Source organism: Roseateles subflavus, assembly GCF_030285365.1.
GTDB classification, from domain to species: domain Bacteria; phylum Pseudomonadota; class Gammaproteobacteria; order Burkholderiales; family Burkholderiaceae_C; genus Roseateles_B; species Roseateles_B subflavus.
On sequence record NZ_JASVDS010000001.1, the window covers coordinates 530775 to 556146 of the forward strand.

Genomic DNA, 25372 nt, shown 5'->3' on the forward strand with positions numbered 1-25372 from the left:
AAGCCCGGCCACCGGCCCGGGAGCTCCGCCTGCAACAGCCCAGGTTTTTTTGCCCGGCTGATATCAACAACACAAGATAGAAATCCTTAATTCGTAGTCTTAGTAGAGGGCGGCCTTTGCTGTGGACAAGTCCATTTTTTCTATGCCATTCAAGGACTTGTGGCCTAAACAAGCTTGTGGTTGAAGCCCCGGATTTCAAGCGGACGGTTTGACAACAAGTCTTGCCTCCCCCTGTCGGCCTGTGCACAAGCCCCCTCTTGCTCAAAAGTTGTCCACAGCCTTGTGCCTTTACAGCGGGCGGCGAGCTGCGCTAGGCCCCAAAAATGTGCAATTCCACGTACAGATTTGCGCGGTTTCGAGGCGCACCATGAGCGCATCAACCCCCTTCACGAGGTGCTGCAATGGCGACCGTGTCCAAACCCCCCTTCTACAAGTCCCTGTACCTGCAGGTGATCCTGGCCATCGTCATCGGCATCGGCCTGGGCCACTTCGTGCCCGAGACCGGCGCGGCGATGAAGCCGCTGGGCGATGGCTTCATCAAGCTGATCAAGATGCTGATCGCGCCGATCATCTTCTGCACGGTCGTGGTGGGCATCGCCGGCATGGAAGACATGAAGAAGGTCGGCAAGACCGGCGGCCTGGCGCTGCTCTATTTCGAGATTGTCTCGACGCTGGCGCTGATCATCGGCCTGGTGGTGGTGAATGTGTTCCAGCCGGGCGTGGGCATGAACGTCGACCCGGCCCACCTGGACACCAAGGGCATCGCGGCCTACACGGGCCCGGGCAAGATGCAGAACACCACCGAGTTCCTGCTGGCCATCATCCCGACCAGCATGTTCGACGCCTTTGCCAAGGGCGAGATGCTGCAGGTGCTGCTGGTGGCGGTCCTGTTCGGCTTCGCGCTGCACCGCTTCGGTGGCCGCGGCACGCTGGTCTTCGACTTCATCGAGAAGAGCTCGCACGTGCTGTTCGTGATCGTGGGCTACATCATGAAGCTGGCCCCCATCGGCGCCTTCGGTGCCATGGCCTTCACGATCGGCAAGTACGGCCTGGGCTCGCTGGTGCAGCTGGCCAAGCTGATGGGCAGCTTCTACCTGACCTGCCTGCTCTTCATCTTCATCGTGCTGGGCAGCATCGCGCGTGCGCATGGCTTCTCGATCCTGAAGTTCATCAAGTACATCAAGGAAGAGCTGCTGATCGTGCTGGGCACGTCGTCCTCGGAATCGGTGCTGCCGCGCATGATGGCCAAGATGGAGAACCTGGGTGCCAGGAAGTCCACGGTCGGCCTCGTGATCCCCACGGGCTACTCCTTCAACCTGGACGGCACCTCGATCTACCTGACGATGGCCGCGGTCTTCATCGCGCAGGCCACCAACACGCCGATGAGCCTCACGCAGCAGCTGACGCTGCTGGCCGTGCTGCTGCTGACCTCCAAGGGTGCGGCCGGCGTGACGGGCTCGGGCTTCATCGTGCTGGCAGCCACGCTCTCGGCGGTGGGCGGCGTGCCGGTGGCCGGCCTGGCGCTGATCCTCGGGATCGACCGCTTCATGAGCGAGGCCCGCGCGCTGACCAACCTGATCGGCAACGGCGTGGCCACGGTGGTCGTCGCCAAGTGGACGGGTGACCTGGACACGGCGCAGCTGCAGGCGCGTCTCAATGCCGAGACCGATCACGAAGCCGAAGCGCCTGAAGCGGTGCTGGACCAGAAGACGGCGCATCTGTCGGCTTGATGACAGCGTGGGGAGAACAAGCGATCGCCGGGCAGAAGGCCGGCACGATTGCTCCGTGTCCCCCGCCGCCATGCAGGCGACGGCTCCTCCTTTACCTGCGCAATCGCACCGGCCTTCTACCCGGCTCATGCAGCACCGAGCGTAGGCACAAAGAAAAAACCCCGGCCAACGGTCCGGGGTTTTTTCTTTCAGGCAATGCCGACGACCTTGTGCATCTGGACTGACAAGCGCCACTGCGGGTGGCTCATGCAGTAAGCCACCGCCTCGCGCGTGTGCTGCTTCTGCAGGATGGAATCGAGCGGCTGCAGGAAGAAGTGCTGGAAGTCGAGCTGCTCGAAACGCTCGGGCATGGCCAGCGGCTGCGGGTAGACGAGCTTCAGCTCATGCCCCTTGGTGAGCACGATCTCGGCATCGGCCTTGGGGCTCACGCAGATCCAGTCCAGGCCTTCCGGGGCGGGCTGCGTGCCGTTGGTCTCGACGGCGATCTCGAAGCCGCGCGCATGCAGGGCCTCGATCAGCGGCGTATCCAGCTGCAGCAGCGGCTCGCCGCCGGTGCACACGACGTAGGGGCGACCCAGGCGCTGGCCTTGCGCATCACGCGGCCAGAGGCTGTCGATGGCATCGGCCAGCTCGGCGGCGGTGGCGAACTTGCCGCCCCCCTCGCCGTCCGTCCCGACGAAATCCGTGTCGCAGAAACTGCAGACGGCCGTGGCACGGTCCTGCTCGCGGCCGCTCCAGAGGTTGCAGCCCGCGAAACGGCAGAAGACGGCCGGGCGTCCGGCCTGCGCGCCCTCGCCCTGCAGCGTGTAGAAGCGTTCCTTGACGGCGTAGGTCATGGCATCGCCCTCACACGGGAATCAGTTCATCGGCCGGGCCGGCGCTCACGATCGCCCCGGAGCCGCGTGTCTCGTACAGGTCGACACGGTCGAGCTGAGGCAAGACCTGACCCCCCTCCTTCAGGACCCAGGCGGCCAGCGAGGCCGTGTCGCTGTCGGCCAGCGAGGGGATCTCATGCAGCGGGTGGTGGTCCAGCGCCTTGAACAGCGGGTTGAAGAGCGTCTTCACGTCACCGAAGTCGACCGTCCAGCCCATCACGGCGTCCAGCGGCGCGCACAGGTGCAGGCGCAGCGTGAAGGTGTGGCCGTGGATGCCGCGTTGCGGGTGGTCCGCCGGCGCGCGCTTGAGCTGCACGGCGCTGTCCAGCGTCATCTCCTTCCAGATGCGGTAGCTGGTGCCGTCGAAGTTGGCGCCGCTGGAGCCCGTCTCGTAGACGGTGACCCAGGACAGCTCGGGCAGCTGCGGGCGGATACGTTCCCACAGCCAGGCCGAGATGACCTCGCTGGTCGGGTTGTGCAGGCCCTCGATCTCGTTGAGGCAGTGGTAGTTCAGCTGGGCGTGGAAGGGCGCCCAGATCTCGTCGAGGTGGTCATAGTCGATGCTCAGGTCCCGCTCGCCGAGGTCCTGGTTGGCATGCAGGATGACCTCGAAGCCGTGGCCGTGCATGCGGCCGCACTTGTGGCCCAGCGGGACGTTGGGCAGCTGGTGGGCGGCCTGGAAGCGGTAGCGGCGCCAGACGTGCGCGCGGCCGGAGACATCCAGGTCCACGCCGGAATGCGTGGTGCTCTGGATGCCGACCTGCTGGAGGCCCGGCACGCCGAACTCGGTCTCGAGCCGCCGGCGGATCCAGCGGGCGATGTTCTCGTCCGTGGGGTTCTCGATCTGTTCGTTCAGCAGGCCATGGTCCAGCGGGGCGATGCAGGCGGCCAGGCGCTCTCGCAAGGCCTCCACCTCACCGCCGGGGAAGGGGGCCCAGCCGGCGGGCAGGTCTGCACGGACGGTGGCGAAGTAGCTGTGGCCATGCAGGCCATGCGCGCGGTGCGAGGCCGGCAGCGCCGGAATGCGGCAGGCGGACTCGAAGCCCGCGGAGGCGCAGAAGAGCGAGGTGGTGTTCATTCAAGGACGTGCCGGCAGGCGGCAAAGAGCGGGCCACAGCGCCTTCACAGGAGATTCAGGCGCCCGAAAAGGCCAATCCCCGATTTTTTCACGTCCTGTCTTTCAACAACAGTAGTTAAAGATCTTTAACTGGTAGCAGTAATAGAGGGGGCCATTTTCTGTGGACAAGTGCTCAAAGTCCTTTTGGGACAAGCACTTGCATCCTCCAAAAGTCTGTGTGCGCCACTCGGCAATCCCACCGCGCGTTTCGACAACAAGTTCTGGAATGGCCGCCGGCCTGTGGATAAGCCGGGTCTTGTTCAAGAATTGTCCACAGCCTTGTGCCTTGACCGCCCGTACCGCCCCGGGCATCGTGCGGCCCCTGGAAGCCCAAACGGACGGAGCGCGTGGCATGGAATGGCTGGTGGAGGTGATCGTCGAGCTCTTGGCCGAGTTTGTGCTCGCGCTGGTGCTCGAGTTCGGCGGCCGCGTGCTGCTGGCCCCCTTCCGCGGCGAGCCCTCGCCCTGGGTCAGCAGCCTGGGCTACCTTGTGCTGGGGGCGATCCTCGGTGGGTTGAGCCTGTGGCTGATGCCGCATTCCTTCCTGCATCAGCCGGCGCTGCGGGGGCTCAATCTGCTCGTCACCCCCTTCGCCGTGGGCGCGACGATGGGCTGGATGGGCCAGTGGCGCGCCAAGAAGGGCCTGCGCGTGTTGCGGATGGACCGCTTCGCACATGGCTATCTGATGGCGCTGAGCCTGGGGCTGGTGCGCTATTTCTGGGCCGGCTGAACGATGTCCCTGGCGGCGACGGTCGCTCCGTTTCTGCGGAGCCGCTGCCAGGCCGTCGGGTGGGGCCTTCTGATGTGCATGACTTGCCGATGGCCGGATGGGACTCTGCGAGACTGGCCGCTGCATCAACGCTGAGACGTCCATGGTCCTCGAAGTCGCCCTCCTCCAGGTCATCCCCAGCCAAGAGACTGCTTTCGAGGCAGCCTTCGCCGAGGCGCAAACCATCATCGCGTCCATGCCCGGCTACCAGTTCCACCAGCTGCAGCGCTGCCTGGAGAAGCCCTCGCAGTACGTGCTGCTCGTCGGCTGGGACACGCTGGAGGACCACACGGTGGGCTTCCGCGGCTCGCCGCAGTACCAGGCCTGGCGGGCGCTGCTGCATCACTTCTACGATCCCTTCCCCACCGTCGAGCACTATGCGCTCGTGATGGGGTCAGGTTGTGCCTCATGAAGATCGAGCTCGCGGACCCGACCTCGCCCGAGAGCCGGCAGCTCCTGGTGGCGCTGTCGCAGACGCTGCAGCGCATCACCGGCAGCAGCGGCACGGCGTCCTTCGATGTCAGCGATGTGCAGGTCGACCGGGCCTGCTTCGTCGTGGCGCGTCAGGGCACGGGCGAGGCCGTCGGCTGCGGCGCCCTGCGGCCGCTGGCGCCGGGCATCGCGGAACTCAAGCGCATGTTCGCCGTGCCGGGCTCTCAAGGGGTGGGTCATGCGCTGCTGAGCTTTCTCGAGCAGCAGGCCCGGGCCTTCGGCTACGAGCAGATCTGGCTCGAGACGCGCCGTGTCAACGAACAGGCCGTGCGCTTCTATGATCGCCACGGCTATGCCGTCATCGAGAACTACGGTCGCTATGTCGGCCGGCCGGAGGCGGTGTGCCTGGGCAAGCGGCTGACCGGGGCCGAACGGGCTCGGGATCTGCCTTTTGATTCGCCTGCTGATTCACCACCGCACTGACGAGGAGCCCCCATGCGGCAAGTGAAGACGACACGAGGCACTCGAGGGCTGCTGGCAATGACGATGGCCATGGCGCCGCTCCTGGCATCCGCTCAGCCGGATCTGCGGCCCGAGGTCGTCGTGGCGTCCGTGGGAGAGGCCCAGCGACGCTGCTCGCCCACGGATGGTCCTTCCCTGCAGCTCAGCTTTGATGCGAGCGAAGGCCGGCGCCTCGTGCTGTGGCTCAAGGCCGAGCCTGGCCGGGCGTGGGGCACCTGGCCGACAGGTCGCCCGGATGAAGCCGGCGGGCTGTCGGCGGCGCTGTGCCGTGACGATGGGACGGACTGCCTGGCACTGCGAGACAGCTGGATCACCGTTGCCGTGGATGGCTCGATATTCAAGGGCCGCTGGCGCGTTCGTACGCCCCAGGGTCACCTCATCGAACAGTACTTCACGGCCTCCGTGCCCTCCGAACCCCGGCCGAAGTGCGGCTGACCTGTCCCACGCTGCCATGAAGATCCGCCTCCTGCGCGACGCCTGCTGCGGAGCCGACGACCAGGCCGGCCCGCTGGACATGACCCTGGACGTCGACCCCTCGCAGAGCGTGGAGGACTTCATCCAGGCGGTGATGCGGACGCATTTCCTTCAGTTCTCGTCCACGCGCCACACGATCACCGGCCAGGTGCAGGACGTGCCGTTGGTGCAGGTGGTGGCCTTGCCCGGCGAGCCACCGCGGGCAGTGTTCCTCGTGGCGCCCACGCAGCCCGTCGGGCCCCTGCTGAGTAAGGGCCTGCTCGATTTCCGCTTCTGAACCGAGGCCTCGGCTGACTTGCGGCAGGGGCCGTGTGTCTGAGTAGACTCGCCGGCACCATGAAGAATTCCATCCCACGTCCGCGTCCCGATGAGGTCGCCATCCATGGGGAGTCGGGAGCTCATCCAGGCCGTCATGCCGCCGCCCTGGCGGTGTTGATTGCGGGCTTCGGGGTGCTGATCCACGTCCTCGCGATCGTGGGCGGGCCCTCGTGGTTTGCCTTCTTTGGTGCACCGCCCGCCATCGTTCGATCGGCCGAGGCCGGCACCTGGCTGGCACCGGTGGGCAGCCTGTTGATTGCCGCCGCGATGGGCCTGTGCGGGCTCTATGCCGCATCGGCCCTTGGTTGGGTGCGGCGACTGCCCCTGCTGCGATTCGGGCTGGCGGCCATGGCCACGGTCTGCCTGGTCCGCGCCCTGGCGCTGATTCCGCTGGGGGTGTGGCGGCCGGCGCTCCTGTCCACCTTCGAGATCGTGGCGGCCGTGGTGTGGGGCCTGGCGGGCATCGGCCTGGCCCAGTCCTTCCGCCTGGCCCGCTGGCCACGATGCGCACGACGTCCATGAGGCAAGACCTGACCCCTTCTTCCCGCCGTGGCGGCTGCCATTGCGGCGCGGTGACGCTGCGCGTTGCCGAGCCGCTGCAGGCGCCCATCCACTGCCACTGCGGCCTGTGCCGGCGCCTGAGCGGCGCGGCCTTCACCACCTGGCTCAGCCTGCCGGTGGAGGCACTCGATGTCCAGGGGGCGGAGCAGCTCCGCGCTTACCGGCCGACCGTCCATCTGGAACGCCTGTTCTGCTCGCAGTGCGGCACGCACGTGATGACGCGCGATGCCCGCCATGGCCACATCACCGGCGTGCCGGCCGGCGTGATGCCCGCTGGCGACGTGCCGCCCGCCAGCGGCGAGTACTTCGTCAGCCACAAGGCCTCGTGGCAGCCTCTGTCGGCGGACGTCCCCTGCTTTGGTGGCGAGACGGGCTTCGAGCTGGTGCCGCGCCCGGCCGCCTGATCCTCGCCGACGCTACCATCCGGCCCATGGTTTGCTGCCCGCACTGCCACCGGACCTCCTTCACCTGGCGTGACAAGTGGCGCGCAGCAGGGCGGCAGCGCCTGCTCTGCCCTGCCTGCCAGGGCGCCTGCAGCGTCCGTGCCGGTTCGGCGGATGCAGGTCTGCTCTGGACGGTGTTCGTGGCCCTGATGTCCGGCTTTGCGGCCCTGCATTACCAGTCCTCGCTCCCTTGGGGCGTGGGCCTGCTGATCTGGGGGCTGGTGCTGGCATGGCGGGTGCACCGGCGTGAGGTGCATCCGGTCAGCGATCAGCCCGGTGCTGCGCGCAACCCTGAGCGCGCACCGGCCCTGGAGGCGGCGAATGCCACCGGGCTGTTCGCCCAGATCACCGGCTGGTTCTGAGACCCCATGCCCTCCGCACTTTCCCACCCCGCCGTCCCCCTGGCCTTGGCGCTGGCCCTGGGCTCGCGTCGCGTGCCCGGCCGCCTGCTGCTGGCGGGTGTCGTGGCGGCGGTCCTGCCGGATGCGGACGCCCTGGGCTTTCGCCTCGGCATTCCCTACGAATCCGGCCTGGGTCATCGGGGCGCCAGTCATTCCCTGCTGATCGCCGCGGCGCTGGGCGGCGTGGCCGCCCTGATCGCGCCCTCGCTGCACTGCCGCCGTGTCGTGGCCGCCCTCTTCGTGGCCGTCTGTGCGGCCTCGCATGGCCTGCTGGACATGGCCACGAACGGCGGTCATGGGGTGGCGCTGTGGTGGCCGTTCAGCGAGGATCGCCTGTGGTGGCCCGAGCGCCCCATCGAGGCCTCGCCCCTCAGCCTGCGCCGCTTCTTCTCGGACCGCGGTCTGGCGGTGATGATGAGCGAATGGCGCTGGATCTGGATGCCGGCGCTGCTGGCCGGTCTGGCCGGCTGGATGAGTCGCCGCTGGCTTGACCGCGGTCCTTCAATGCCCAGGGGAGTTGCATGACGTCTTTCCATCACCAACGCGAGATCCCGGCCACGCCGGCACAGATCCATGCCGCCATCGCCGACCCCGCCCGCCTGGCGCGCTGGTGGGGCCCGGCGGGCTTTCGCAACACCTTCCAGCACTTCGACTTCCGCGAGGGCGGTCGCTGGCAGTTCGTGATGCATGGGCCCGATGGCCGGGACTATCCGAACGAGTCGGAATTCGTGGAGATCACGCCGACGCTCGTTCGATTGCGCCACGTCTGCGCGCCCTTCTTCGAGCTGCGCATCGGCCTCACGGCCACCGCGGGCGGCACGCGGGTCGACTGGCAGCAGACCTTCGACGATCCGCAGGTCGCGGCGGCCGTGCGCGCCATCGTGGAGCCTGCGAACGAGCAGAATCTTGACCGGCTGGCCGCGGAAGTGCTCACGGCCGCCTGATCGTCATCCCCGTCTCTTTCAGCCAGGAGCCTCCCATGAAACGTGTCACCGGCCTCGGCGGCCTCTTCTTCAAGGCCCGCGACCCCAAGGCCCTCGCGGCCTGGTATGAGCGGCATCTCGGCATGAAGGTCGAGGAATGGGGCGGTGTGGTCTTCCGCTGGGCGGACGACCCGGCCGCGGCCAACGGCACCACGATCTGGAGCCCCTTCGCCGCGGACACCGGCTACTTCGCGCCGAGCACCTCGCCCTTCATGGTCAATTTCCGCGTCGCCGATCTGCATGCCCTGCTCGCCGCCCTGCGCGCCGAGGGCTGCCAGGTGGAGGACAAGGTCGACGAATCCGAGTACGGCAAGTTCGGCTGGGTGATCGACCCGGATGGGAACAAGCTGGAGTTGTGGGAGCCGCCGGCCGGGCGCTAGCCTGATCGCCGCCCCCGTCCCGAGCCATGGTGCGCCTGGAGGGCCTGAGCCTGGCCTTCACCGCTGCGGTGCTGCTGCACAACGCCGAGGAAGCGTGGTGGCTGCCTCGCTGGTCCCGCACGCAGTCCTGGTACCGGCCCGTGGGCGACGGCGAATTCCGCTGGGCGGCGCTGATGCTGTCGCTGGGCCTTCTGGTCCTGACCGGTCTGCAGCTGCACTGGGGGCGTGAACAGGAGGTCCTGTCCGCCGTGTTTGCCGCCTACGTGATCGCCATGCTGGTGAATGCCGTGCTGCCGCATCTGGCCCTGAGCCTGCTGCAGCGACGCTACATGCCAGGAACGGCCAGCGCCTGGCTGGGCGTGGTGCCCCTGGGGCTGGCCTGGCTGCTGGCCGCCGCGTCGCAGGGCCGCCTGCATCTGGCCGCGCAGGCCTGGACGCTGGCACTCAGCTGGCTGTCCCTCGGGCTGTCGGTGCCGGCGCTCCTGTGGCTGGGCCGGCGGCTCGCGGCGCGCCGGCGGGGCTGATTCCGGAGCCTTCGGGGGTCAGGTCTTGCCTGAAGCACCGGCCTGCTCGCGGGCCGGGCTCAGACATACAACGCCGCCTCCAGCCCCGGTTCGCACTGCGGCCACAGCGCGAGGCCCCCGGCCAGGGTGTAGGCCTCGTCATGGCCGAGGCGACGCAGGGCGCGGGCGGCCTGCTCGCTGCGGTTGCCGCTGCGGCAGAAGAACACCACGGGCGTCTCCGCCGGCAGGGCCAGCCATTCGGGCAGGTGCTCGATGAGGACGGACAGCGGCACGGCCTGCAGCTGCACGGCGCCCAGGTCGGGCAGCAGGCTCAGGCGCTGTTCGTAGGGCTCGCGCACATCGACCAGCAGCGCCTCGGGATGCGTGCGCAGCAGCAGGCGCAGGCCGCGGGCGTCCAGCTCCGGCGCGGCCTCGGGGCCGCTGCAGACGCGGGCGCCGCAGGCCATGGTCTGGTACTCGGTCAGTCCCAGGCCGCGCTCGAACTCCGCCTTGGCGCTGGCCAGGCCGAGCGCGTCCAGACTGCCATTGAGTGCGCCGGCCAGCAGTGGCTGGTGGGCGGCCTCGGTGCTCAGCGTGGTGGCGAAGCGGTTCTCGTAGTCATGACCCGGCGCCAGCAGCGTGCCCGGCTGCAGGGCGTCGGCGAGGCGGCGCAGCGAATCGCGCAGGGCCAGGGGCTCGCTCACGGGGAAGTCGGTGCGGCCCAGCGCGCCGGGCATGACGGTGTCGCCCACGAAGGCCACGCGCACCTGGCTGCCCTTGCCGAGCAGGTAGGCGGTGGAGTCCGCCGTGTGGCCGGGCACGGGCAGGCGGCGCAGGGTCTGCTCGCCCAGGACGAGCTGCTCGGTGTCCATCGGCCAGCCCAGGGCATCGACCTCGCCATGCAGCAGGCGGTCCGGCAGCGCGGCCCGCAGGCCCTCGGCGGAGGAGGCATGGTCACCGTGGCTGTGGGTGTCCAGCACGGCCAGCAGGCGGTAGTCCTGGCAGCGCAGCAGGCGCTCCAGGCGCTCGTTCAGCTCGGGCAGCGGGTCGATGACGACGGCGGTGCGGCTCGCCGGGTCCGCCAGCAGCCAGCAGCAGGCGCCATCGACGACGTAGCGGGTGATGGGCGTCAGCGGCGTGCCCTCCTGCGCCACGGTGCCGGTGAGGCAGCTCTCGCGCAGGGCCTCGCCGCAGGCGCGGATGCGGGCGCAGGCCTCGTCGATCAGCGGCTCGGTGACGGCCGGGCCGAAGGACAGGCGCACGGCGGACGCGGCCTGCCACTCGGGCACGCCCATGGCCTGCAGCACGAAGCTGGGCAGGGCCTTGGCGGCGCTGCAGGCGGAGCCGCCGCTCACGCGCACGTCGGCCGCATCGAAGAGGTCCAGCAGCAGCTTGGAGCTCAGGCCCGGCACCGCGAAATTGAGCGTCGTGGGCAGGCTCACGGCCAGCGGCGCGTTGAAGACGAGGCCGGGGAAGGCGGCGAGCAGGGTCTCGGCCAGACGATCGCGCCAGCGGGCCAGCGTGGCGGGCTCGCGGAAGGTCTGGCCGTCTTCCAGCGCGGCCAGCACGGCGCCCAGGGCGGCGATGCCGCTCATGTTCTCGGTCCCGGAGCGCAGTGCGCCCTCCTGGCCACCGCCGGCCAGCAGCGGCGTCACCGGCGCGCCTTCGCGCACGTAGAGCAGGCCGATGCCCTTGGGTGCGTAGAGCTTGTGGCCGCTGAACGGCGCGTAGTCGATGCGGCGCGCGGCCAGGCGCAGGTCCAGCTTGCCCAGGCCCTGCACGCCGTCGACCATCCAGAAGGCGCGGCTGCCGGACAGGGCCTGCTCGATGCCGTCGAGGTCGCTGATCACGCCGGTCTCGTTGTTCGCGGCCATGGTGCAGACCAGGCCCGCGCGCGGCGCCTGCAGGCTCAGCCAGGCGAGGTCATGGCGGCCGTCGAGCCCCACGGGGATGGCCCGCACCTCGAGGTTCAGGCCCAGCAGCTCGTTCCAGTGCTTGAGCGCCTCGGGCACCGCCTTGTGCTCGGTGGCACCGTACAGCAGCAGGCTGCCGATGGATTCGCCGGCATCCCGGCGCTCGCGCAGCGCCCGCAGGGCCGAGAGCACCGCCGTCTGGATGCCTTCCGTCGCCCCGCTGGTGAACAGCAGCTGACCGCCGCCGGTGCCCAGCAGACGTTGCGCCCGCGCCCGCACGGCGTCCATCAGGGCGCGCGCCTTGAGCCCGGTGCTGTGGATGCTGCTGGGATTGCCGAAGTCGTCGCTCATGGCGGCCAGGGCGGCGGCACGGGCCTGCGGGAGGACGGGCGTGGTGGCATTGGCGTCGAGATAGATTTCCATGGCGGCTTCTGCAGGCGGAAACGGGGGGCCGGGGGAGGCCGGCGCGGCAACGAGTCGCTGATTCTCCGCGAAGCGCCGCCCGCTTGACATGGGTCAGCCGCGCCGCCGGCCCTGCCTGGGCGTGGAGCGGTCTCTCCAGAGCGCGGCCGCGTGCCCGAGGCGGGCGGGGGTGGCTCCTACAATCCGCCCCGCCCGGCGCGCGTCGGGCCCCGTGCAGGCCGCCTCTTTCCCGGGGAAAGGCCGCCGGTCCATACTCCCTCCCTGGCCCACTCACCGGAATCCGCCGTGTCCGATCGCCTCGCCATCCTGCTCCAGTACCTGCTGCCCAAGCAGGCCCTGACCTCCCTGGCCGGCCGGGCGGCCTCCGCACAATGGGGCGGCGTGACGACCGCCGTGATCCGCCGCTTCATCCAGCGCTACGGCGTCAACATGGACGAGGCCGCCAATCCCGACCCGGCCGCCTACCCGACCTTCAACGAGTTCTTCACCCGCGCCCTGAAGCCGGGCGCCCGCCCGCTGGCGGTGGCGCACCTGCTGTGCCCGGTGGACGGCGCGATCAGCCAGTTCGGTCGCATCGAGCGTGACCAGATCTTCCAGGCCAAGGGCCACCACTTCAGCACCACCGCGCTGGTGGGCGGCGACGCGGCGATGGCGTCCTATTACGAGGACGGCCACTTCGCCAACATCTACCTGAGCCCCAAGGACTACCACCGCATCCACATGCCCTGCGCCGGGCGGCTGCTGCGCATGATCCACGTGCCGGGGGATCTGTTCTCGGTGAACCCCGTGACCGCGCGGGGCGTGCCGGGCCTCTTCGCCCGCAATGAGCGCGTGGTGTGCGAGTTCGCGCGGCCCGACGGCGAGCGCTTCGTGATGGTGCTGGTGGGCGCGACCATCGTCGGCTCCATGGCCACCGTCTGGCATGGCGTGGTCAACCCGCCCCGTGTCGGCGAGGTGCGCGAATGGCGCTACGACGACCAGGCCATCGAGCTGGCCCAGGGCGCCGAGATGGGCCGCTTCCTGCTCGGCTCGACCGTCGTCATGCTCTTCCCCAAGGCGCCGCTGAAGTTCAACCCGGCCTGGCTGCCGGCGGGCCCGGTGCGCCTGGGCGAGGTGATGGCGGACTGATCCGCGTTCAGTGGACGGCCGGCGTCTGGCGCGGCCGGTCCTCGCCGCGGTGCTGCAGCAGCGCCGTGGCGGCGGCGGGCTCCAGCGGCCGGCCCAGCAGATAGCCCTGCAGATGGGTGGCGCCCAGGCGCTCCAGCGCGGCCGCCTGCTCCTCGGTTTCCACGCCTTCCGCGACGATCTCCAGGTTCAGGCTGCGGCCCAGCGCACAGGTGGCCTCGACGATGGCCGCCGCCTCCGGGCGCGGCAGCGGCTCCACCATGCTGCGGTCCAGCTTCAGCGTGCGGATGGGCAGCTTGCGCAGCATCGTGAGCGAGGACTGCCCGGTGCCGAAGTCGTCCATGGCGCAGGGCACGCCCGCGGCACCGAGCTGCTCCAGCTGGCGCAGCACCTCGTCCAGCTCCGTCATCGCGGCGGACTCGGTGATCTCGATCTCCAGCAGCCCCCGCGGCAGGCCGCTCTGGGCCAGGCGCTCCAGCAGCCGGTCCGCGAATCGCGGGTGGGTGAACTGCACCGGCGAGACATTGATGGCCACGGGCAGGACCTGGCCCTGCTGGTGCCACTGGCGGATCTGCTGCAGGGCGATGTCGATGATCAGCTCGCCCAGGGCGAGGATCTGGCCGGTGCGCTCGGCCGCGGGAATGAAGTCGGCCGGGCTGATGCGCTGGCCGTCCGGCCGCTGCCAGCGCACCAGGGCCTCGAACCCGCTGAGCTGCCGGCTGCCGCAGTGGAATTTGGGCTGGTAGACCAGCTGGAACTCGCGGGCCCGCACGGCCTTGTCCAGCAGCTGCTCGGCCTGCAGCATCGAGCTGGCGCGGCGGTCCAGCTGCGGATCGAAGAGCGCGAAGGCGCTGCCGGGAATCTGCTTGGCGCGATGCATGGCGGACTCGGCGGCGCGCAGCAGCGTGGCGGCGTCGCGGCCGTCGCGCGGGGAGAGCGCCAGGCCCACGGAGAGGTGCACCGTCAGCTCCTGCTCGTCCAGGCGCAGGGGCAGGCGCGTGGCCTCGAGCAGCTTGCGCGCCAGGATCTCGGCCTGCGCGGGCGCCTCCAGGCCCTCGACGAGCAGCAGGAACTGGTCCTCGCCCAGCCGGCTGACGCTGGAGGGATGCGGGCTGTGCCGCATGTGCGCCAGCAGGCGCTGGCCCAGGGCATGCAGCAGTCGGTCGCCGAACTCGGGACCGAGGGTTTCATTGATCAGCTGGAAGCGGTCGACGTCCGCCGACAGCAGCAGCAGCGGCGTGCCGGCCGCGGTCAGGCGTTCGAGGCTCTGGACGGCGTGGTTGCGGTTGGGCAGACCGGTCAGCTCGTCGAAGAGCGCCTGGCGCGTCAGGGCCTCGAGCGCCTCGTGGCGGGCCGTCTCGTCCAGCATCACGATCAGCTCGGCCGGCTGGCCGTCCCAGATCATCTGGCTGGAGAGGCCGCGCAGGTACAGCTGGCGGCCGTCCTGCGTCAGGCGCGGGCCTTCCCATTCGATGCGGGCGTCGGGGTCGGTCATCACCCGCGCGTGGCGCTCTCTCGCCGTGGGTGCCTGCTCGGGCAGCACCATCTCCTGCAGCACGTCGCTCTGCCGGGCGTGGGCCAGGCTGGGGAAGCCGAACATCTGCAGGGCGGCCGGGTTGGCGTAGAGCAGACGGTGGTCGCGCATCACGGCGAGGCCCTGCAGCGAGTGCTCGGCCAGGCGCGTGAAGCGCAGCGCCTGGTCGCGGGCCTCGCGCTGGGCCCCGGCCGCGGCCACGATGATGAGGGTGAGGCTCAGCAGCGTCTGGACGATCAGGCCGCTGGCGTGCGTGATGGAGGACTGGCTCAGCGGATGCAGCAAGGGCCCCGTGGCATGCACCGCGGCGGAGGCCACGAAGAGCAGGCTCATCACGCGCTCGGCGCGGCGCGGGGTCCAGCCGATCCAGCGGGCGCAGACGAGGTTGCCCAGGCACAGCACCGCCCCCGCGAAGGCCACGCCCCAGGGCTTGTGCTGCAGCGCCAGCCCGGCGATCGCCACGCTCATGGCGACCAGCAGGCCGGCCCAGAAGCGTCCGGACCAGGCGCGGCGGCGATAGAGCGCGCTGCCCTTCATCAGCTGGTACAGCGAGGTCATCACGGCCGCCGAAGCGAGGCCGGCCAGGACATCGAAGGCCGGCCCGGGCCCCACCACAGGCGCCATCCCGACGCCCAGAGCCAGGCCCATGCCCAGCAGGATGGCGCTGCGTCCCCACAGCCGCACATGCTCGTGCCGCGGGTTCAGCCGCCACAGCGCCAGCAGCGTGATGCCCAGCATCAGCTCCAGAAATGAACTCAACAGCACCAGCAAGCTCATGGGCGCAGGCTCCCCGTGCCCTTCTTCCGAGGGACCGTCTGTCGGATGTTTGTCGGATGCTAGCGTTTGTAACGCCATTCGCTGCCGCGGATTGAGGCGACTGTTGCTTTGCGAGAGGCATCGCATGTCCGGGGGCTTGCGCGACGACCCGGCCCGGGGCTAGCTGCCGCGACCTGTCGTGCCGGCGCGGCGGCAAGCGGTGACAATAGCCCCCTCCCGGCGCCCCGGCGCCCCGCACGACAGCAAACCGACGCCCACCATGACCCAGCGCGTTCTCACCGGCATCACCACCACCGGCACCCTGCACCTTGGCAACTACGTGGGTGCGGTGCGCCCGGCCATCGCGGCCAGCCGCGAGCCCGGCGCCGAGAGCTTCTTCTTCATGGCCGACTACCACGCGCTGATCAAGTGCGACGAGCCGGACCGCATCGAGCGCTCGCGCCTGCAGATCGCCGCCACCTGGCTGGCCGCCGGCCTGGACACCCAGCGCGTGGTGTTCTACCGCCAGAGCGACGTCCCCGAGATCCCCGAGCTGACCTGGCTGCTGACCTGCGTCACCTCCAAGGGCCAGATGAACCGCGCCCATGCCTACAAGGCCTCCGTCGACGCCAACGTGGCGGCCGGCGAGGACCCGGACGCGGGCGTCACCATGGGCCTGTACAGCTACCCCATCCTGATGGCCGCGGACATCCTCATGTTCAACGCGCATCGCGTGCCGGTCGGCAAGGACCAGGTCCAGCACATCGAGATGGCGCGTGACGTCGCGCAGCGCTTCAACCACCTCTTCGGCAAGGGGGAGGACTTCTTCGTGCTGCCCGAGGCGCAGGTCGACGCCGAGATGGAGCTGCTGCCCGGCCTGGACGGCCGCAAGATGAGCAAGAGCTACGACAACGTCGTGCCGCTCTTCGAGGGCGGTGCCAAGGGCCTGAAGGAGGCCATCGCGCGCATCGTCACCGACTCCCGTCTGCCCGGCGAGCCCAAGGAGCCGGAAGGCACGACCCTGGTCCAGCTCTTCGATGCCTTTGCCACGCCCGAGCAGCGCGCCGCCTTCCGCGCCGAGCTGCGCGCCGGCCTGGGCTGGGGCGAGGCCAAGCAGCGCCTCTTCGCGCAGATCGATGCCGAGATCGGCCCGATGCGTGAGCGCTACGAGCAGCTGATGGCCAATCCGGAGCGCATCGAGCTCATCCTGCAGGAAGGGGCCGCCAAGGCCCGCGCCATCGCGGCGCCGCTGCTGGCGCGCCTGCGCGAGGCCGTGGGCCTGCGTCGCTTCCAGGCGCTGGCGACTGCCGCCGCCCCCGTGGCCAAGGCGAAGTCGGCGCTGCCGGTCTTCAAGCAGTACCGCGAAGCGGACGGCCAGTTCTACTTCAAGCTCAACGCCGCCGACGGCCAGCTGCTGCTGCAGAGCCAGGGCTTTGCGCAAGGCAAGGAAGCCGGCCAGTGGGTGGCGCGGCTCAAGCGCGAGGGCGTGGCCGCCCTGGCCGAGGCGCCGGTGCAGCGGGCCGAAGGGCTGGCCGAGGCCGCGCTGCACGAGGCCCTCGCCGCCCTCATGGCGGCCGAGAGCGCCTGACCGACAGCGCCTGAACGGCAGTGCGTCCCGCGGTCCGGGGGCGGCGGCGAGCACGCCCGGACGCGTCTTTTTAGAGAGACCTGTCCAGAGGGGCGGCCCAGGGAAGTGGTCCGATGCTGGCATCAGGCGTCGCCGCGTCTTTTGACGCACGATGTGTGCACAAAGACTGCAGGACGGCCCTGAGCTCAGCTATTTCCGCACAACAAGTGCGAACAAACCCGCTAGGCTGATCGCGGGCTGGTAGCTAGTCTTTGCTATCAAGCTCGACACATCGATCAATAGCAGGAGACTCCCCCATGAGCGCCATCGCCCCTGACACCCTGGCCCTCCAGTGCCTCTACCGCTGGGAGCGCGAAGCCGGCGCCCGGGTGGCGCTGACCCAGCCCATGGGCGGCGGCGAGCTGAAGGATTTCACCTGGGCCGAGGTGGCCGACCAGGTCCGGCGCATGGCCGCGCATCTGAAGTCGCAGGGCTGGCCCGAGGGCTCCAAGGTCGCGATCCTGTCCAAGAACTGCGCCTGGTGGCTGATGAGCGACCTGGCCATCTGGATGGCCGGCTACGTCTCCGTCCCGCTGTATCCCACGCTGGCGGCTGAAACCGTGCAGCAGATCCTCACCCACAGCGAGGCCCGCGCCTGCTTCATCGGCAAGCTGGACGGCTGGGAAGGCATGAAGCCGGGCGTGCCGGCCGGCCTGCCCTGCATCAGCTATGCCCTCTCGCCCGACGACGCCCGCCAGAGCTACGAGGGCTGGGATGCCATCGTCGCCCGCACGGCGCCGCTGCAGGGCCAGGTCATGCGCAACGCGGGCGATCTCGCCACGCTGATCTACACCTCCGGCACCACCGGCCATCCCAAGGGTGTGATGCACAGCTTCGGCAACTTCGCCTGGGCGCTCACCGCCGCGCTGGGCCGCTTCCCGATGTCCGCCTCGGACCGCCTGCTGTCCTACCTGCCGCTGGCCCACGTGGTGGAGCGCGTGCTGGTCGAGCACGGCTGGCTGCGCACCGGCATGCAGGTCTACTTTGCAGAGTCGCTGGACACCTTCAACGCCGACGTCTGCCGTGCGCGGCCGACGATCTTCTTCTCGGTGCCGCGCCTGTGGGTGAAGTTCCAGCAGGGCGTGCAGGCCAAGATGCCGCAGAAGAAGCTGGACCTGCTGCTGAGCCTGCCGATCATCGGCGGCCTGGTGCGCAAGAAGCTCAGGAAGGCGCTGGGCCTGGACCAGTGCCGCATCGCCGCGGGCGGTGCCGCACCCATGCCGGTGGCCCTGCTGAACTGGTTCCGCCACATCGGCCTGCCCGTCAACGAGGGCTACGGCATGACGGAGAACCTTGCGATCAGCAACATCACCAAGCCGGGCGTCGACATGACGGGCACCGTGGGCCCGGCCTATGACGGCGTGCAGCTGCGCATCGACCCGAGCAATGGCGAGCTGCTCATGCGCAGCCCGGCCGTGATGCTGGGCTACTACAAGGAGCCGGCCATGACGGCCGACGTGCTCGACGCCGACGGCTGGCTGCACACCGGCGACAAGGCCAGCATCGACGCCCAGGGCCTCGTGCGCATCACCGGCCGCGTGAAGGACCTGTTCAAGACCAGCAAGGGCAAGTACGTGGCCCCGGCGCCCATCGAGGACAAGCTCACCATGCATTCGGCCGTCGAGGCCTGCGCCGTGACGGGCGCCAACCTCGGCCAGCCGGTGGGCATCGTGATGCTCTCGCCGGACGCCGCGCAGCGCAGCGGCACCGACGCCGACCGCCAGCAGCTCATGGCCCAGCTGACGCAGCACCTGGACGACATCAATGCCCGCCTGGACCCCCACGAGCAGCTGGACTGCCTGATCCTCGTGAAGACGCCCTGGACGGTGGACAACGGCTTCATCACGCCGACCTTCAAGGTGCGCCGCAACCGCGTCGACGAGGTCTTCGGCCCGAAGCTGGAAGCCTGGGTGGAAGAGCGCCGCAAGATCATCTTCGGCGACTGATCACCGACCGCGGGGCGGCCCAACTGCCGTCTCCCCTGCCGTCTTCCAGGCGGACGCCCAGTCTGACGCTCAGGCCGTCCTCGCCCCCAGCGGCGCGGCCGGCCGGAACTGGCTCGGCCAGCGCCGCTGCCGCCAGCGCATCACCGGACGCTCGACGGCGTGATAGAGCGCCGCCCCGAGCGCCACGCTCGCCAGCGCGGTGAGTCCGAAGGCGGCCCAGTCCGGCCAGCCCTGCAGCAGCGGCTGCATCACATGGGCCAGCGGCTTGTGGGTCAGGTAGATGGCATAGGACCACAGCGCCAGCGAGCGCGCCCCGGGCAGTGAACGGCGGGACAGCGCATGTCCCGGCGCCAGGCAGGCGACGAGCAGCAGCGCGTAGGCCCAGGCCATGGCGCTGTAGCCGAAGCCCGTCATGAAGTAGCCCCAGCCGACGTCCGGGATGCGGTAGGTCTGGACCGCCACGGTCCACATGAGGCCCACGGCGGCCAGGCCCAGCACCAGCAGCCGCCGGCCCTGCCGCATCAGCCGCGCCCACTGCTGCGGATGACCGTGCTGCAGCAGCGCCACGGCCAGGCCCGGCAGGAACTCGTCGGCACGGCCGAGGGTGGCGTAGTAGATGTGCTGGTAGTAGCCGATGATCTCCTCCTCCGAGCGCCCGTACAGCGTCCACAGGTGGCTGCGCCAGGCGATGGCCGCCAGCGTGAGCCCGGCGATGCCCAGCCAGGCCTGTCGCCGGCTCAGGCGCAGCGCGCGGGCGGCCAGCAGGACCAGGGGCAGCAGCAGGTAGAACTGCTCCTCCACGCACAGCGACCACGCATGCGAGAAGGCCGTGCCGGGCGTGAGCTCGATGTTCTGCGTGAAGGTCAGGAAGCGCCACAGCGGCGGGGGCTCCCGGCCGCCGAGCACGCCGGGCAGCAGGAAGTAGGCGGCCAGCACGAGCCAGAACAGGGGCCAGGTGCGCGCCGCGCGGCGGGCGTAGAAGCTGCGCAGCGACAGCGTCTCGCCCCGCGCAAGCCCGGCCATCAGCTGCTCGCCGATCAGGTAGCCGCTCAGCACGAAGAAGAGGTCCACGCCAGACCAGCCGACGTTGGAGAGCCAGCCCAGGTCCGGCGTGGCGCTCACGAAGACGCGGTAGTGATAGCTGAAGACCAGGATGATGGCCAGGGCACGCAGGGTGTCGAGGCCGGGGGCGCGGGAGGGGCTCATGGCAGAGGGGCGGAAGGTCGAGGCTGCGGATTGTGGCGAGCCGTCCGCGCCGGGCCGCGCCCTCGGCGCGTTACGCTCGTTTCAGCCCCGGCCGGGGGGCGCCGGGGTAGCGCTGGTAGGCCAGGAAGACCTCGTCCAGCACCCATCCTTCCGACTCGTACAGCGCCTGCGCGCGGTGGTTGCTGCGCGCCGTGGTGAGGTCCAGCCGGGCGACACCCCGTTCCAGCGCCAGGCTCTCGGCGGCGCGCAGCAGGGCCCGCCCGACGCCCAGGCGGCGCGCGTCATCCGTCACGAACAGGTCGTAGAGCGTGAAGATGGGCTCGGCTTCCACCGAGCAGAAGCTGGGGTAGAGCTGGCAGAAGCCGAGGCTTCTTGCGGCACCCTCGGCAGTGTCGGTGCCGGCGTCGGCCAGCAGCACGACGGACTCCCCCCGCTGCAGCCGCTGCTGTAGAAAGCCGCGGGCCAGCGCCAGGTCGTCCGGCTGCTCGTAGAACTGCCGGTAGGCATTGAAGAGCGGCGCCAGGGTGTCGAGGTCGTCCAGGCCGGCGAGGCGGATGCGGCAGGCGCTCACGCGCCCTGCTCCGGGGCGTGGCAGACGGCCTCGATGTTGTGGCCGTCCGGGTCGCGCACGAAGGCGCCGTAGTAGTCCGGGTGGTAGTGGGGGCGCAGGCCGGGGGCGCCGTTGTCCGTGCCGCCGGCGGCCAGGGCGGCGCGATGGAAGGCGTCGACCTCCGCCCGCGTGTTCACGCGAAACGCGATGTGCAGGGGCGGCTGATTGGGCGTGCCGCGGCTGATCCAGAAGTCCGGCTTGGGCGGTTCGCCGAAACCGGCGACGTCCGTGTGGCCGGTGACGGCGGCCGGGAACTCCAGCAGCAGCTGGTAGGCGATCGGCGCGAGCGCCTGGCGGTAGAAGGCCTTGCTGCGTTCGAAGTCGCTGACGACGATGCCGGTGTGGTCGATCATGGAATGCTCCCTGGTGAATGGATGGAACGGCGGTGGGGCGGGCTCACAGGGCCCGCTGCATGAAGCGCCACTGCGACTGCAGCGGCCCGGGCACCTCGGTGCCGGCATAGGCGGGGGCGTCCTCGAAGCCGTGGCGGCGGTACAGCGCCTGGGCCTCGTGCATGAAGGGGGCGGAGTCCAGGCACAGCGCGCGGTAGCCGAAGGCGCGGGCGTCGTCGATGAGCTGTGCCAGCAGCCGTGCACCCAGGCCCTGGCCGCGCCCGTCGGGCCGCAGATAGAGGCGTTTGATCTCGGCGCGCTGGGCATCGAGCCGGCGCAGGCCGCCCATGCCGACGATGGTGGCGGGCTGGCCGCCGGCGCCCGGGCGCTCCAGCAGGTAGAAGCAGCCGGCCGGGGGGACGTCGGCACAGACCTTGTCCAGCATCGCGGCGGCGTAGGCGGACACGGGCTGCTGGGTCAGGGCGGCCGGCAGGGCGCCGAACTGCCGGGCCATCTCCGCAAAGACCCAGGTGAGGTACTCGGTGTTGAGCGCCAGCAGCGCCGGGCCGTGCAGGTCCATCCGGGCGCGGACGAGCCGGGGCGGTGGTGCGGTGGCGGGGGTGTCGTGCATGGCCGCGCAGGCTAAGGCATGCGGGTGTCGTGTGGGAAGCGCCGCGCGAGGGGATGGCCGTCCAGCGCACAGTCCGCCGCGCGGGCGGCGCGGATGCAAGGACGCGGGCTCAGGGCACCGGTTCGGCGTCGGCACCTGTCTGCGCGCGGGTGGCCAGGCGCCATCCCAGCCAGCAGCTCACGGGCCAGCTCAGCAGCCAGGACAGCTGGTACCAGTGCGGCCAGCCGCGGCTCCAGTTGGGGATGGTGGCCGCAATGCCCATCAGCTCACCCAGCACCAGGAACCACAGCACGTGGCGCCAGGCGTTCGAGCGCGCGTGGCGTGCGCAGAGCCACGCGCACAGGATGGAGATGAGGATGAACAGGCCGGTGCTGGCCAGCAGCGGCGGCGTGCTGGGAATGCGGCCGGCGACGAAGTCGCCCGGAAAGAGGGCCGACAGCAGGGGGTCCGTCAGCAGGACCAGCACCACCGACAGCACATAGCAGCCGATGACAAGCGCCAGGGATCTCAGCATGGGGGTCTCCGGTGGTCCGCCTGGCGCACGGGCCGGGCGGTGGCCCCGACGATAGCAAGCGCCGTCGGCATTTCAAGCTCGGGGCTAACCCCGGCACGGGTGGGCATTGTTGGTATTAGACTGGTATTAAATTGGCAACCTGCCGCCACGAGGGGAGACACCGCATGCAACGACGCCAGGCTCTGACATGGACGAGCGCTTCGATGGCCGCCTGGCTGCTGCCGGGATGCGGCGGCGGCGGTGGCGCCTCGGTGCCGACCCCCACGCCCCCTCCGACCCCCACGCCCAGCCCCTTCCCCGCCGACTGGGAGCCCCTGGCGCGCCAGGTGCAGGGCCCGCTGCTGCTGCCGGGCCAGGCGGCCTTCGACACGGCGCGTCGCGTGGCCAACGCCCGCTTTGACGACCGCCTGCCCCAGGCGGTGCTGCGCTGCGCGAGCGCGGCGGATGTCCAGGCCGGGCTGGCGCATGCGCTCGCCCGACGCCTGCCCCTGAGCCTGCGCAGCGGGGGGCACAGCTACATCGGCAGCTCGACAGGGAGCGGCCTCGTGATCGACGTCGGTCCCCTGAACAGCGTGCAGCTGCAGGGGGAGGTGGCAGTGGTGGGCGCCGGCGCGACGCTGGCGGACGTCTACGGCACGCTGCTCCCGCTGGGCCGCAGCGTCGCGTCGGGCAGCTGCCTGAGCGTGGGCATTGCCGGGATCGCGATGGGGGGCGGCTTCGGTGTCGTCGACCGCTCCGAGGGGCTGACCTGCGACCAGCTGCTCGGGGCCCAGCTCGTCACGCCCGACGGCCGCCTGGTGGATTGCGACGCCCAGCAGCAGGCCGATCTCTTCTGGGCGCTGCGGGGCGGCGGTGGCGGCCATCTTGGCGTGCTCACGCAACTGCGCCTGCGCACGCATGCCGTGGGGCCGATGCAGCAGTTCGAGGCCGACTTCCCGCTGGACGCGCTGCCCGCGGCGTTCGCCGCCTGGCAGGACTGGCAGGGCCAGGGGCTGCCGGATGCGATCTGGTCGCAGTTCGTGCTGCCGGCAGGCAGCCCGCAGTTCCGCATCTGGGGCGTGGCCGCGGGCGAGAGCGCCGCGCTCCAGCCCGTCTGGACGGCCCTGCTGCAGCGCATCGGCCGCGCCCCGTCGTTCGAGCGCTGGCAGGCCAGCAGCTACGGCTCGGTGATGATGGGCGCCTGCCAGGGCTACAGCCTGCCGCAATGCCATCTGCCCAGCCAGCGCGAGGGCGGCCTGCTGAGGCGGGTCTCGATGACGGCCGCCTCCGACTTCTTTGACCGGCCGCTGGACGCCGCGGGCATTGCCGCGCTGGCCGCCGGGGTCGCGGCGCGCCAGGGCACGGGCGTGGTCGTGCTGAACCTCATGGGCGGCGCCATCGCCCGCGTGGCGCCGGACGCCACGGCCTTTGCTCACCGCCGGGCGCTCTTCAGCGCGCAGTACCTGTGCGAGTACGTCAGCGGCACTGCCGAGAGCACGCTGGCGGGGGCCGAGCAATGGGCGCAGGGCATGCGTGAGCGTCTGCAGCCCTGGAGCAGTGGCGGCGCCTACGTGAACTACCCCAACGCGCTGCAGGGCCGCGCGGCGGAGGCCTTCTTCGGCGCGAACCTGGCGCGGCTGCGGGCGATCAAGGCGGCCGTGGATCCTCAGGGCGTCCTGGCGCCGCTGGAGAGGGCCTGAGGGCGGGCGCGCTCAGCGCGAGGCCAGCCGCGCCTTGCGCTCCGCGGTGAAGTCCCACCAGGGCCGCGGCTCGTGCCCGTCCATGAAGCGGGTGACGGAGAGGAAGACGTCGATGACGCAGGGATCGTGGCGCTGGCCGGTGCGCAGGCACAGGGCCTCGTAGAGCTGGTAGGGGTCGCGACCCTTCAGCTGGGCCGGCTCCTGGATGCCCAGCAGCCGCAGGTCGCCCGCCATGGCCGGCCCGATATTGGGCAGGTCGGTGAGGCGGCGCAGGCGCTGGCGATCGACTTTGGCGGGATGCATGGGGGTCGTCAGACGAGGGTGTCCGGATCGCCCCACAGCGCCTTCTGGTAGGCCTTGATGCGGGGGGCGAGCAGCTCGGCGCGGGCCAGGCTGTCCGCCGGCCAGTACCGCTGGCGGTCATAGTACTCGGGCACGGCCACCGCGCCGGGCGGCAAGGAGAACCAGGGCTGCTTGCTGCTGCAGAAGATGTGGATGTCGGGCGGCAGCAGATCGGGGTCGTCCAGGGTGCCCACGCGCAGGAACTTCACCAGCGGGCCGGACCCGGCGTAATGGCTCCAGACGGCCACGCGGCACTGCGGGCAGCGGGCGATCTGCTGGCCCGCACCGCTTTCCGAGGGCGTGGCCACCAGCTCCGGCGCCAGGCCCAGGCACTCGACCCGCTCGGCCTCGATCAGCGCGTTGAGCGCGAAGGCGCTGCCGCTTTCGCGCTGGCACCAGCGGCAGTGGCAGCAGTGCACGAACAGCGGGGCGCCGAGCACGCGGTAGCGCACGGCGCGGCAGTCGCAGCCGCCCTCGACGGGATAGGCAGGGGGGGAATTCACGGCGTTTGCTCCTGGGGCCATCGCGGTCCTGCTGCTGATATCGGCCATGTGGGTGCGGGTTTCAGGGGGTCTCGGGCGTGGCGGGCCAGTGCCGCTCAAAGATGGCCGCCACCGACGCCTGCCGCTCGATGCGCTGCAGCTGCGCCAGGAAGGCCGGCCGCTCCTTGGCCAGGCAGGGGCGGGTGCCGGACCACCGCGACACCACCGTCGCCAGCAGGGCCAGGGCATCGGGCGGCGGCTGCGGGCCTGCGTCCGCCGGTGGCAGCAGGGCACCGAATGTGTCGGCAAAGAGGCACCAGTGCGCATGCAGCCGGTCCCGCGTGCCGGCGCGCAGACGCTCGCAGCTGCCGGGGTCCGCGTCCCGCAGCCAGCGCTCGGGGTAGTCGCTGATGCTGATCGCTGCATAGCAGTTGGCCGCGATGTAGACGAGGCCGCGCATCGCCTGCGCGCGCGGCGACGGCTCCGCCGGCAGCAGGCCGGCGGCGGGATGGGTCAGGCCCAGGTGGATCAGGATGGCCGCGCTCTCGCTGAGCACGGTGCCGTCCGGCAGGACCAGGGTGGGGATTTGCTGCAGCGGATTCACGCGCGCCAGCGCCTCGCGATCGGACTGGGGGTCCCAGGAGGCGGCCTGGCGCTGCTCGAAGTCCAGCCCGGCCCGTGTCAGGGCGCACTCGACGGCCGCGGAGCCGGAACCGGGATAGCCGAAAAGAACGTGCATGGCCT

Annotated in this window: 29 protein-coding genes; 17 read left to right on the forward strand and 12 right to left on the reverse strand. The window is 70.2% G+C overall.

Annotated elements, in window-relative coordinates:
- Positions 1 to 401 precede the first annotated feature (401 nt).
- Positions 402 to 1730, forward strand: a complete 1329-nt coding sequence (locus QRD43_RS02480) for a dicarboxylate/amino acid:cation symporter (RefSeq protein ID WP_285980886.1) — start codon at positions 402 to 404, stop codon at positions 1728 to 1730.
- Positions 1731 to 1918: 188 nt separating this feature from the next.
- Here the strand turns inward: QRD43_RS02480 and queE are convergent, their stop codons facing one another.
- Both queE and QRD43_RS02490 read right to left on the reverse strand, forming a co-directional pair.
- The gene (queE, locus tag QRD43_RS02485; RefSeq protein WP_285980887.1) at positions 1919 to 2566 is read right to left on the reverse strand and encodes a 7-carboxy-7-deazaguanine synthase; all 648 of its coding nucleotides are present in this window, start codon (positions 2564 to 2566) and stop codon (positions 1919 to 1921) included.
- Between the two features lie 10 nt (positions 2567 to 2576).
- The gene (locus tag QRD43_RS02490; protein ID WP_285980888.1) at positions 2577 to 3683 is read right to left on the reverse strand and encodes a 6-carboxytetrahydropterin synthase; all 1107 of its coding nucleotides are present in this window, start codon (positions 3681 to 3683) and stop codon (positions 2577 to 2579) included.
- 391 nt (positions 3684 to 4074) lie between these two features.
- Between QRD43_RS02490 and QRD43_RS02495 the strand changes: the two genes are divergently transcribed.
- The 12 genes from QRD43_RS02495 (at position 4075) to QRD43_RS02550 (ending at position 9529) form a co-directional block, all read left to right on the forward strand.
- Positions 4075 to 4452 (forward strand): hypothetical protein, encoded by a 378-nt coding sequence (locus tag QRD43_RS02495; protein ID WP_285980889.1) that lies wholly within the window; start codon positions 4075 to 4077, stop codon positions 4450 to 4452.
- A 142-nt stretch (positions 4453 to 4594) separates the two neighbouring features.
- Complete coding sequence (locus tag QRD43_RS02500; RefSeq protein ID WP_285980890.1) at positions 4595 to 4903, forward strand: antibiotic biosynthesis monooxygenase family protein; 309 nt, start codon at positions 4595 to 4597, stop codon at positions 4901 to 4903.
- Positions 4900 to 5406, forward strand: coding sequence for a GNAT family N-acetyltransferase (locus QRD43_RS02505; RefSeq protein WP_285980891.1), 507 nt, complete (start codon positions 4900 to 4902; stop codon positions 5404 to 5406). The genes QRD43_RS02500 and QRD43_RS02505 overlap by 4 nt, the downstream gene beginning before the upstream one ends.
- Before the next feature lie 69 nt (positions 5407 to 5475).
- Positions 5476 to 5880: a hypothetical protein gene (locus QRD43_RS02510; protein WP_285980892.1), complete on the forward strand. Its 405-nt coding sequence runs from the start codon at positions 5476 to 5478 to the stop codon at positions 5878 to 5880.
- A gap of 16 nt (positions 5881 to 5896) precedes the next feature.
- Positions 5897 to 6196: a hypothetical protein gene (locus tag QRD43_RS02515; RefSeq protein ID WP_285980893.1), complete on the forward strand. Its 300-nt coding sequence runs from the start codon at positions 5897 to 5899 to the stop codon at positions 6194 to 6196.
- Between the two features lie 59 nt (positions 6197 to 6255).
- Positions 6256 to 6759, forward strand: coding sequence for a hypothetical protein (locus QRD43_RS02520; protein WP_285980894.1), 504 nt, complete (start codon positions 6256 to 6258; stop codon positions 6757 to 6759).
- The gene (locus QRD43_RS02525) at positions 6756 to 7202 is read left to right on the forward strand and encodes a GFA family protein (protein WP_285980895.1); all 447 of its coding nucleotides are present in this window, start codon (positions 6756 to 6758) and stop codon (positions 7200 to 7202) included. Before QRD43_RS02520 ends, QRD43_RS02525 begins: the two co-directional genes overlap by 4 nt.
- Positions 7203 to 7228: 26 nt before the next feature.
- Entirely contained in the window at positions 7229 to 7603 is a 375-nt protein-coding gene (locus QRD43_RS02530) for a hypothetical protein (protein WP_285980896.1), read from the forward strand.
- A gap of 6 nt (positions 7604 to 7609) precedes the next feature.
- Positions 7610 to 8167 carry a metal-dependent hydrolase gene (locus QRD43_RS02535; RefSeq protein WP_285980897.1) on the forward strand — a complete coding sequence of 186 codons (558 nt, stop codon included), beginning with the start codon at positions 7610 to 7612 and terminating at the stop codon, positions 8165 to 8167.
- Positions 8164 to 8586, forward strand: a complete 423-nt coding sequence (locus QRD43_RS02540) for an SRPBCC domain-containing protein (RefSeq protein WP_285980898.1) — start codon at positions 8164 to 8166, stop codon at positions 8584 to 8586. Before QRD43_RS02535 ends, QRD43_RS02540 begins: the two co-directional genes overlap by 4 nt.
- 35 nt (positions 8587 to 8621) lie before the next feature.
- A complete protein-coding gene (locus QRD43_RS02545) occupies positions 8622 to 9005 on the forward strand; it encodes a VOC family protein (protein ID WP_285980899.1) in 384 nt (127 codons plus the stop codon).
- A gap of 26 nt (positions 9006 to 9031) precedes the next feature.
- Positions 9032 to 9529 carry an HXXEE domain-containing protein gene (locus tag QRD43_RS02550; protein ID WP_285980900.1) on the forward strand — a complete coding sequence of 166 codons (498 nt, stop codon included), beginning with the start codon at positions 9032 to 9034 and terminating at the stop codon, positions 9527 to 9529.
- Positions 9530 to 9588: 59 nt separating this feature from the next.
- On the opposite strand, the gene QRD43_RS02555 is transcribed toward QRD43_RS02550, so the two are convergent.
- Positions 9589 to 11844 (reverse strand): aminotransferase class V-fold PLP-dependent enzyme, encoded by a 2256-nt coding sequence (locus QRD43_RS02555; RefSeq protein ID WP_285980901.1) that lies wholly within the window; start codon positions 11842 to 11844, stop codon positions 9589 to 9591.
- A 285-nt stretch (positions 11845 to 12129) separates the two neighbouring features.
- Here QRD43_RS02555 and asd point away from each other — a divergent pair, with 285 nt between their 5' ends.
- The gene (gene asd / locus QRD43_RS02560; RefSeq protein ID WP_285980902.1) at positions 12130 to 12972 is read left to right on the forward strand and encodes an archaetidylserine decarboxylase; all 843 of its coding nucleotides are present in this window, start codon (positions 12130 to 12132) and stop codon (positions 12970 to 12972) included.
- Positions 12973 to 12979: 7 nt separating this feature from the next.
- Here asd and QRD43_RS02565 read toward each other — a convergent pair whose 3' ends face one another.
- Positions 12980 to 15280: a putative bifunctional diguanylate cyclase/phosphodiesterase gene (locus QRD43_RS02565; protein ID WP_285980903.1), complete on the reverse strand. Its 2301-nt coding sequence runs from the start codon at positions 15278 to 15280 to the stop codon at positions 12980 to 12982.
- 259 nt (positions 15281 to 15539) lie between these two features.
- Between QRD43_RS02565 and QRD43_RS02570 the strand changes: the two genes are divergently transcribed.
- Together QRD43_RS02570 and QRD43_RS02575 are read left to right on the forward strand one after the other, a co-directional pair.
- On the forward strand, positions 15540 to 16847 hold the full coding sequence (locus tag QRD43_RS02570) for a tryptophan--tRNA ligase (protein WP_285980904.1): 1308 nt from the start codon (positions 15540 to 15542) through the stop codon (positions 16845 to 16847).
- A 296-nt stretch (positions 16848 to 17143) separates the two neighbouring features.
- Entirely contained in the window at positions 17144 to 18832 is a 1689-nt protein-coding gene (locus QRD43_RS02575; RefSeq protein WP_285980905.1) for an AMP-binding protein, read from the forward strand.
- A gap of 69 nt (positions 18833 to 18901) precedes the next feature.
- Here QRD43_RS02575 and QRD43_RS02580 read toward each other — a convergent pair whose 3' ends face one another.
- The 5 genes from QRD43_RS02580 to QRD43_RS02600 form a co-directional block, all read right to left on the reverse strand.
- Positions 18902 to 20038, reverse strand: a complete 1137-nt coding sequence (locus QRD43_RS02580; protein WP_285980906.1) for an acyltransferase family protein — start codon at positions 20036 to 20038, stop codon at positions 18902 to 18904.
- A 70-nt stretch (positions 20039 to 20108) separates the two neighbouring features.
- The gene (locus QRD43_RS02585) at positions 20109 to 20609 is read right to left on the reverse strand and encodes a GNAT family N-acetyltransferase (RefSeq protein WP_285980907.1); all 501 of its coding nucleotides are present in this window, start codon (positions 20607 to 20609) and stop codon (positions 20109 to 20111) included.
- Positions 20606 to 21001, reverse strand: a complete 396-nt coding sequence (locus QRD43_RS02590) for a VOC family protein (protein ID WP_285980908.1) — start codon at positions 20999 to 21001, stop codon at positions 20606 to 20608. Before QRD43_RS02590 ends, QRD43_RS02585 begins: the two co-directional genes overlap by 4 nt.
- A gap of 43 nt (positions 21002 to 21044) precedes the next feature.
- The gene (locus tag QRD43_RS02595) at positions 21045 to 21611 is read right to left on the reverse strand and encodes a GNAT family N-acetyltransferase (protein WP_285980909.1); all 567 of its coding nucleotides are present in this window, start codon (positions 21609 to 21611) and stop codon (positions 21045 to 21047) included.
- Positions 21612 to 21720: 109 nt separating this feature from the next.
- Entirely contained in the window at positions 21721 to 22125 is a 405-nt protein-coding gene (locus QRD43_RS02600; RefSeq protein ID WP_285980910.1) for a hypothetical protein, read from the reverse strand.
- Positions 22126 to 22289: 164 nt separating this feature from the next.
- Here QRD43_RS02600 and QRD43_RS02605 point away from each other — a divergent pair, with 164 nt between their 5' ends.
- Positions 22290 to 23804 (forward strand): FAD-binding oxidoreductase, encoded by a 1515-nt coding sequence (locus QRD43_RS02605; RefSeq protein ID WP_285980911.1) that lies wholly within the window; start codon positions 22290 to 22292, stop codon positions 23802 to 23804.
- A gap of 12 nt (positions 23805 to 23816) precedes the next feature.
- On the opposite strand, the gene QRD43_RS02610 is transcribed toward QRD43_RS02605, so the two are convergent.
- The 3 genes from QRD43_RS02610 to QRD43_RS02620 all read right to left on the reverse strand — a co-directional run bounded on the left by QRD43_RS02610 (position 23817) and on the right by QRD43_RS02620 (position 25367).
- Positions 23817 to 24107 (reverse strand): helix-hairpin-helix domain-containing protein, encoded by a 291-nt coding sequence (locus QRD43_RS02610; protein WP_285980912.1) that lies wholly within the window; start codon positions 24105 to 24107, stop codon positions 23817 to 23819.
- Between the two features lie 8 nt (positions 24108 to 24115).
- The gene (locus QRD43_RS02615; protein ID WP_285980913.1) at positions 24116 to 24649 is read right to left on the reverse strand and encodes a GFA family protein; all 534 of its coding nucleotides are present in this window, start codon (positions 24647 to 24649) and stop codon (positions 24116 to 24118) included.
- A 61-nt stretch (positions 24650 to 24710) separates the two neighbouring features.
- Positions 24711 to 25367, reverse strand: coding sequence for a glutathione S-transferase N-terminal domain-containing protein (locus QRD43_RS02620; protein ID WP_285980914.1), 657 nt, complete (start codon positions 25365 to 25367; stop codon positions 24711 to 24713).
- Between the last annotated feature and the right edge of the window lie 5 nt (positions 25368 to 25372).

What these genes read in the sequence shown, in the direction of transcription:
- QRD43_RS02480 (WP_285980886.1), top strand. Translation starts at nt 402, where the DNA reads ATGGCGACCGTGTCCAAACCCCCCTTCTACAAGTCCCTGTACCTGCAG.
- queE (WP_285980887.1), bottom strand. Translation starts at nt 2,566, where the DNA reads ATGACCTACGCCGTCAAGGAACGCTTCTACACGCTGCAGGGCGAGGGC.
- QRD43_RS02490 (WP_285980888.1), bottom strand. Translation starts at nt 3,683, where the DNA reads ATGAACACCACCTCGCTCTTCTGCGCCTCCGCGGGCTTCGAGTCCGCC.
- QRD43_RS02495 (WP_285980889.1), top strand. Translation starts at nt 4,075, where the DNA reads ATGGAATGGCTGGTGGAGGTGATCGTCGAGCTCTTGGCCGAGTTTGTG.
- QRD43_RS02500 (WP_285980890.1), top strand. Translation starts at nt 4,595, where the DNA reads ATGGTCCTCGAAGTCGCCCTCCTCCAGGTCATCCCCAGCCAAGAGACT.
- QRD43_RS02505 (WP_285980891.1), top strand. Translation starts at nt 4,900, where the DNA reads ATGAAGATCGAGCTCGCGGACCCGACCTCGCCCGAGAGCCGGCAGCTC.
- QRD43_RS02510 (WP_285980892.1), top strand. Translation starts at nt 5,476, where the DNA reads ATGGCGCCGCTCCTGGCATCCGCTCAGCCGGATCTGCGGCCCGAGGTC.
- QRD43_RS02515 (WP_285980893.1), top strand. Translation starts at nt 5,897, where the DNA reads ATGAAGATCCGCCTCCTGCGCGACGCCTGCTGCGGAGCCGACGACCAG.
- QRD43_RS02520 (WP_285980894.1), top strand. Translation starts at nt 6,256, where the DNA reads ATGAAGAATTCCATCCCACGTCCGCGTCCCGATGAGGTCGCCATCCAT.
- QRD43_RS02525 (WP_285980895.1), top strand. Translation starts at nt 6,756, where the DNA reads ATGAGGCAAGACCTGACCCCTTCTTCCCGCCGTGGCGGCTGCCATTGC.
- QRD43_RS02530 (WP_285980896.1), top strand. Translation starts at nt 7,229, where the DNA reads ATGGTTTGCTGCCCGCACTGCCACCGGACCTCCTTCACCTGGCGTGAC.
- QRD43_RS02535 (WP_285980897.1), top strand. Translation starts at nt 7,610, where the DNA reads ATGCCCTCCGCACTTTCCCACCCCGCCGTCCCCCTGGCCTTGGCGCTG.
- QRD43_RS02540 (WP_285980898.1), top strand. Translation starts at nt 8,164, where the DNA reads ATGACGTCTTTCCATCACCAACGCGAGATCCCGGCCACGCCGGCACAG.
- QRD43_RS02545 (WP_285980899.1), top strand. Translation starts at nt 8,622, where the DNA reads ATGAAACGTGTCACCGGCCTCGGCGGCCTCTTCTTCAAGGCCCGCGAC.
- QRD43_RS02550 (WP_285980900.1), top strand. Translation starts at nt 9,032, where the DNA reads ATGGTGCGCCTGGAGGGCCTGAGCCTGGCCTTCACCGCTGCGGTGCTG.
- QRD43_RS02555 (WP_285980901.1), bottom strand. Translation starts at nt 11,844, where the DNA reads ATGGAAATCTATCTCGACGCCAATGCCACCACGCCCGTCCTCCCGCAG.
- QRD43_RS02565 (WP_285980903.1), bottom strand. Translation starts at nt 15,280, where the DNA reads ATGAGCTTGCTGGTGCTGTTGAGTTCATTTCTGGAGCTGATGCTGGGC.
- QRD43_RS02570 (WP_285980904.1), top strand. Translation starts at nt 15,540, where the DNA reads ATGACCCAGCGCGTTCTCACCGGCATCACCACCACCGGCACCCTGCAC.
- QRD43_RS02575 (WP_285980905.1), top strand. Translation starts at nt 17,144, where the DNA reads ATGAGCGCCATCGCCCCTGACACCCTGGCCCTCCAGTGCCTCTACCGC.
- QRD43_RS02580 (WP_285980906.1), bottom strand. Translation starts at nt 20,038, where the DNA reads ATGAGCCCCTCCCGCGCCCCCGGCCTCGACACCCTGCGTGCCCTGGCC.
- QRD43_RS02590 (WP_285980908.1), bottom strand. Translation starts at nt 21,001, where the DNA reads ATGATCGACCACACCGGCATCGTCGTCAGCGACTTCGAACGCAGCAAG.
- QRD43_RS02595 (WP_285980909.1), bottom strand. Translation starts at nt 21,611, where the DNA reads ATGCACGACACCCCCGCCACCGCACCACCGCCCCGGCTCGTCCGCGCC.
- QRD43_RS02600 (WP_285980910.1), bottom strand. Translation starts at nt 22,125, where the DNA reads ATGCTGAGATCCCTGGCGCTTGTCATCGGCTGCTATGTGCTGTCGGTG.
- QRD43_RS02605 (WP_285980911.1), top strand. Translation starts at nt 22,290, where the DNA reads ATGCAACGACGCCAGGCTCTGACATGGACGAGCGCTTCGATGGCCGCC.
- QRD43_RS02610 (WP_285980912.1), bottom strand. Translation starts at nt 24,107, where the DNA reads ATGCATCCCGCCAAAGTCGATCGCCAGCGCCTGCGCCGCCTCACCGAC.
- QRD43_RS02620 (WP_285980914.1), bottom strand. Translation starts at nt 25,367, where the DNA reads ATGCACGTTCTTTTCGGCTATCCCGGTTCCGGCTCCGCGGCCGTCGAG.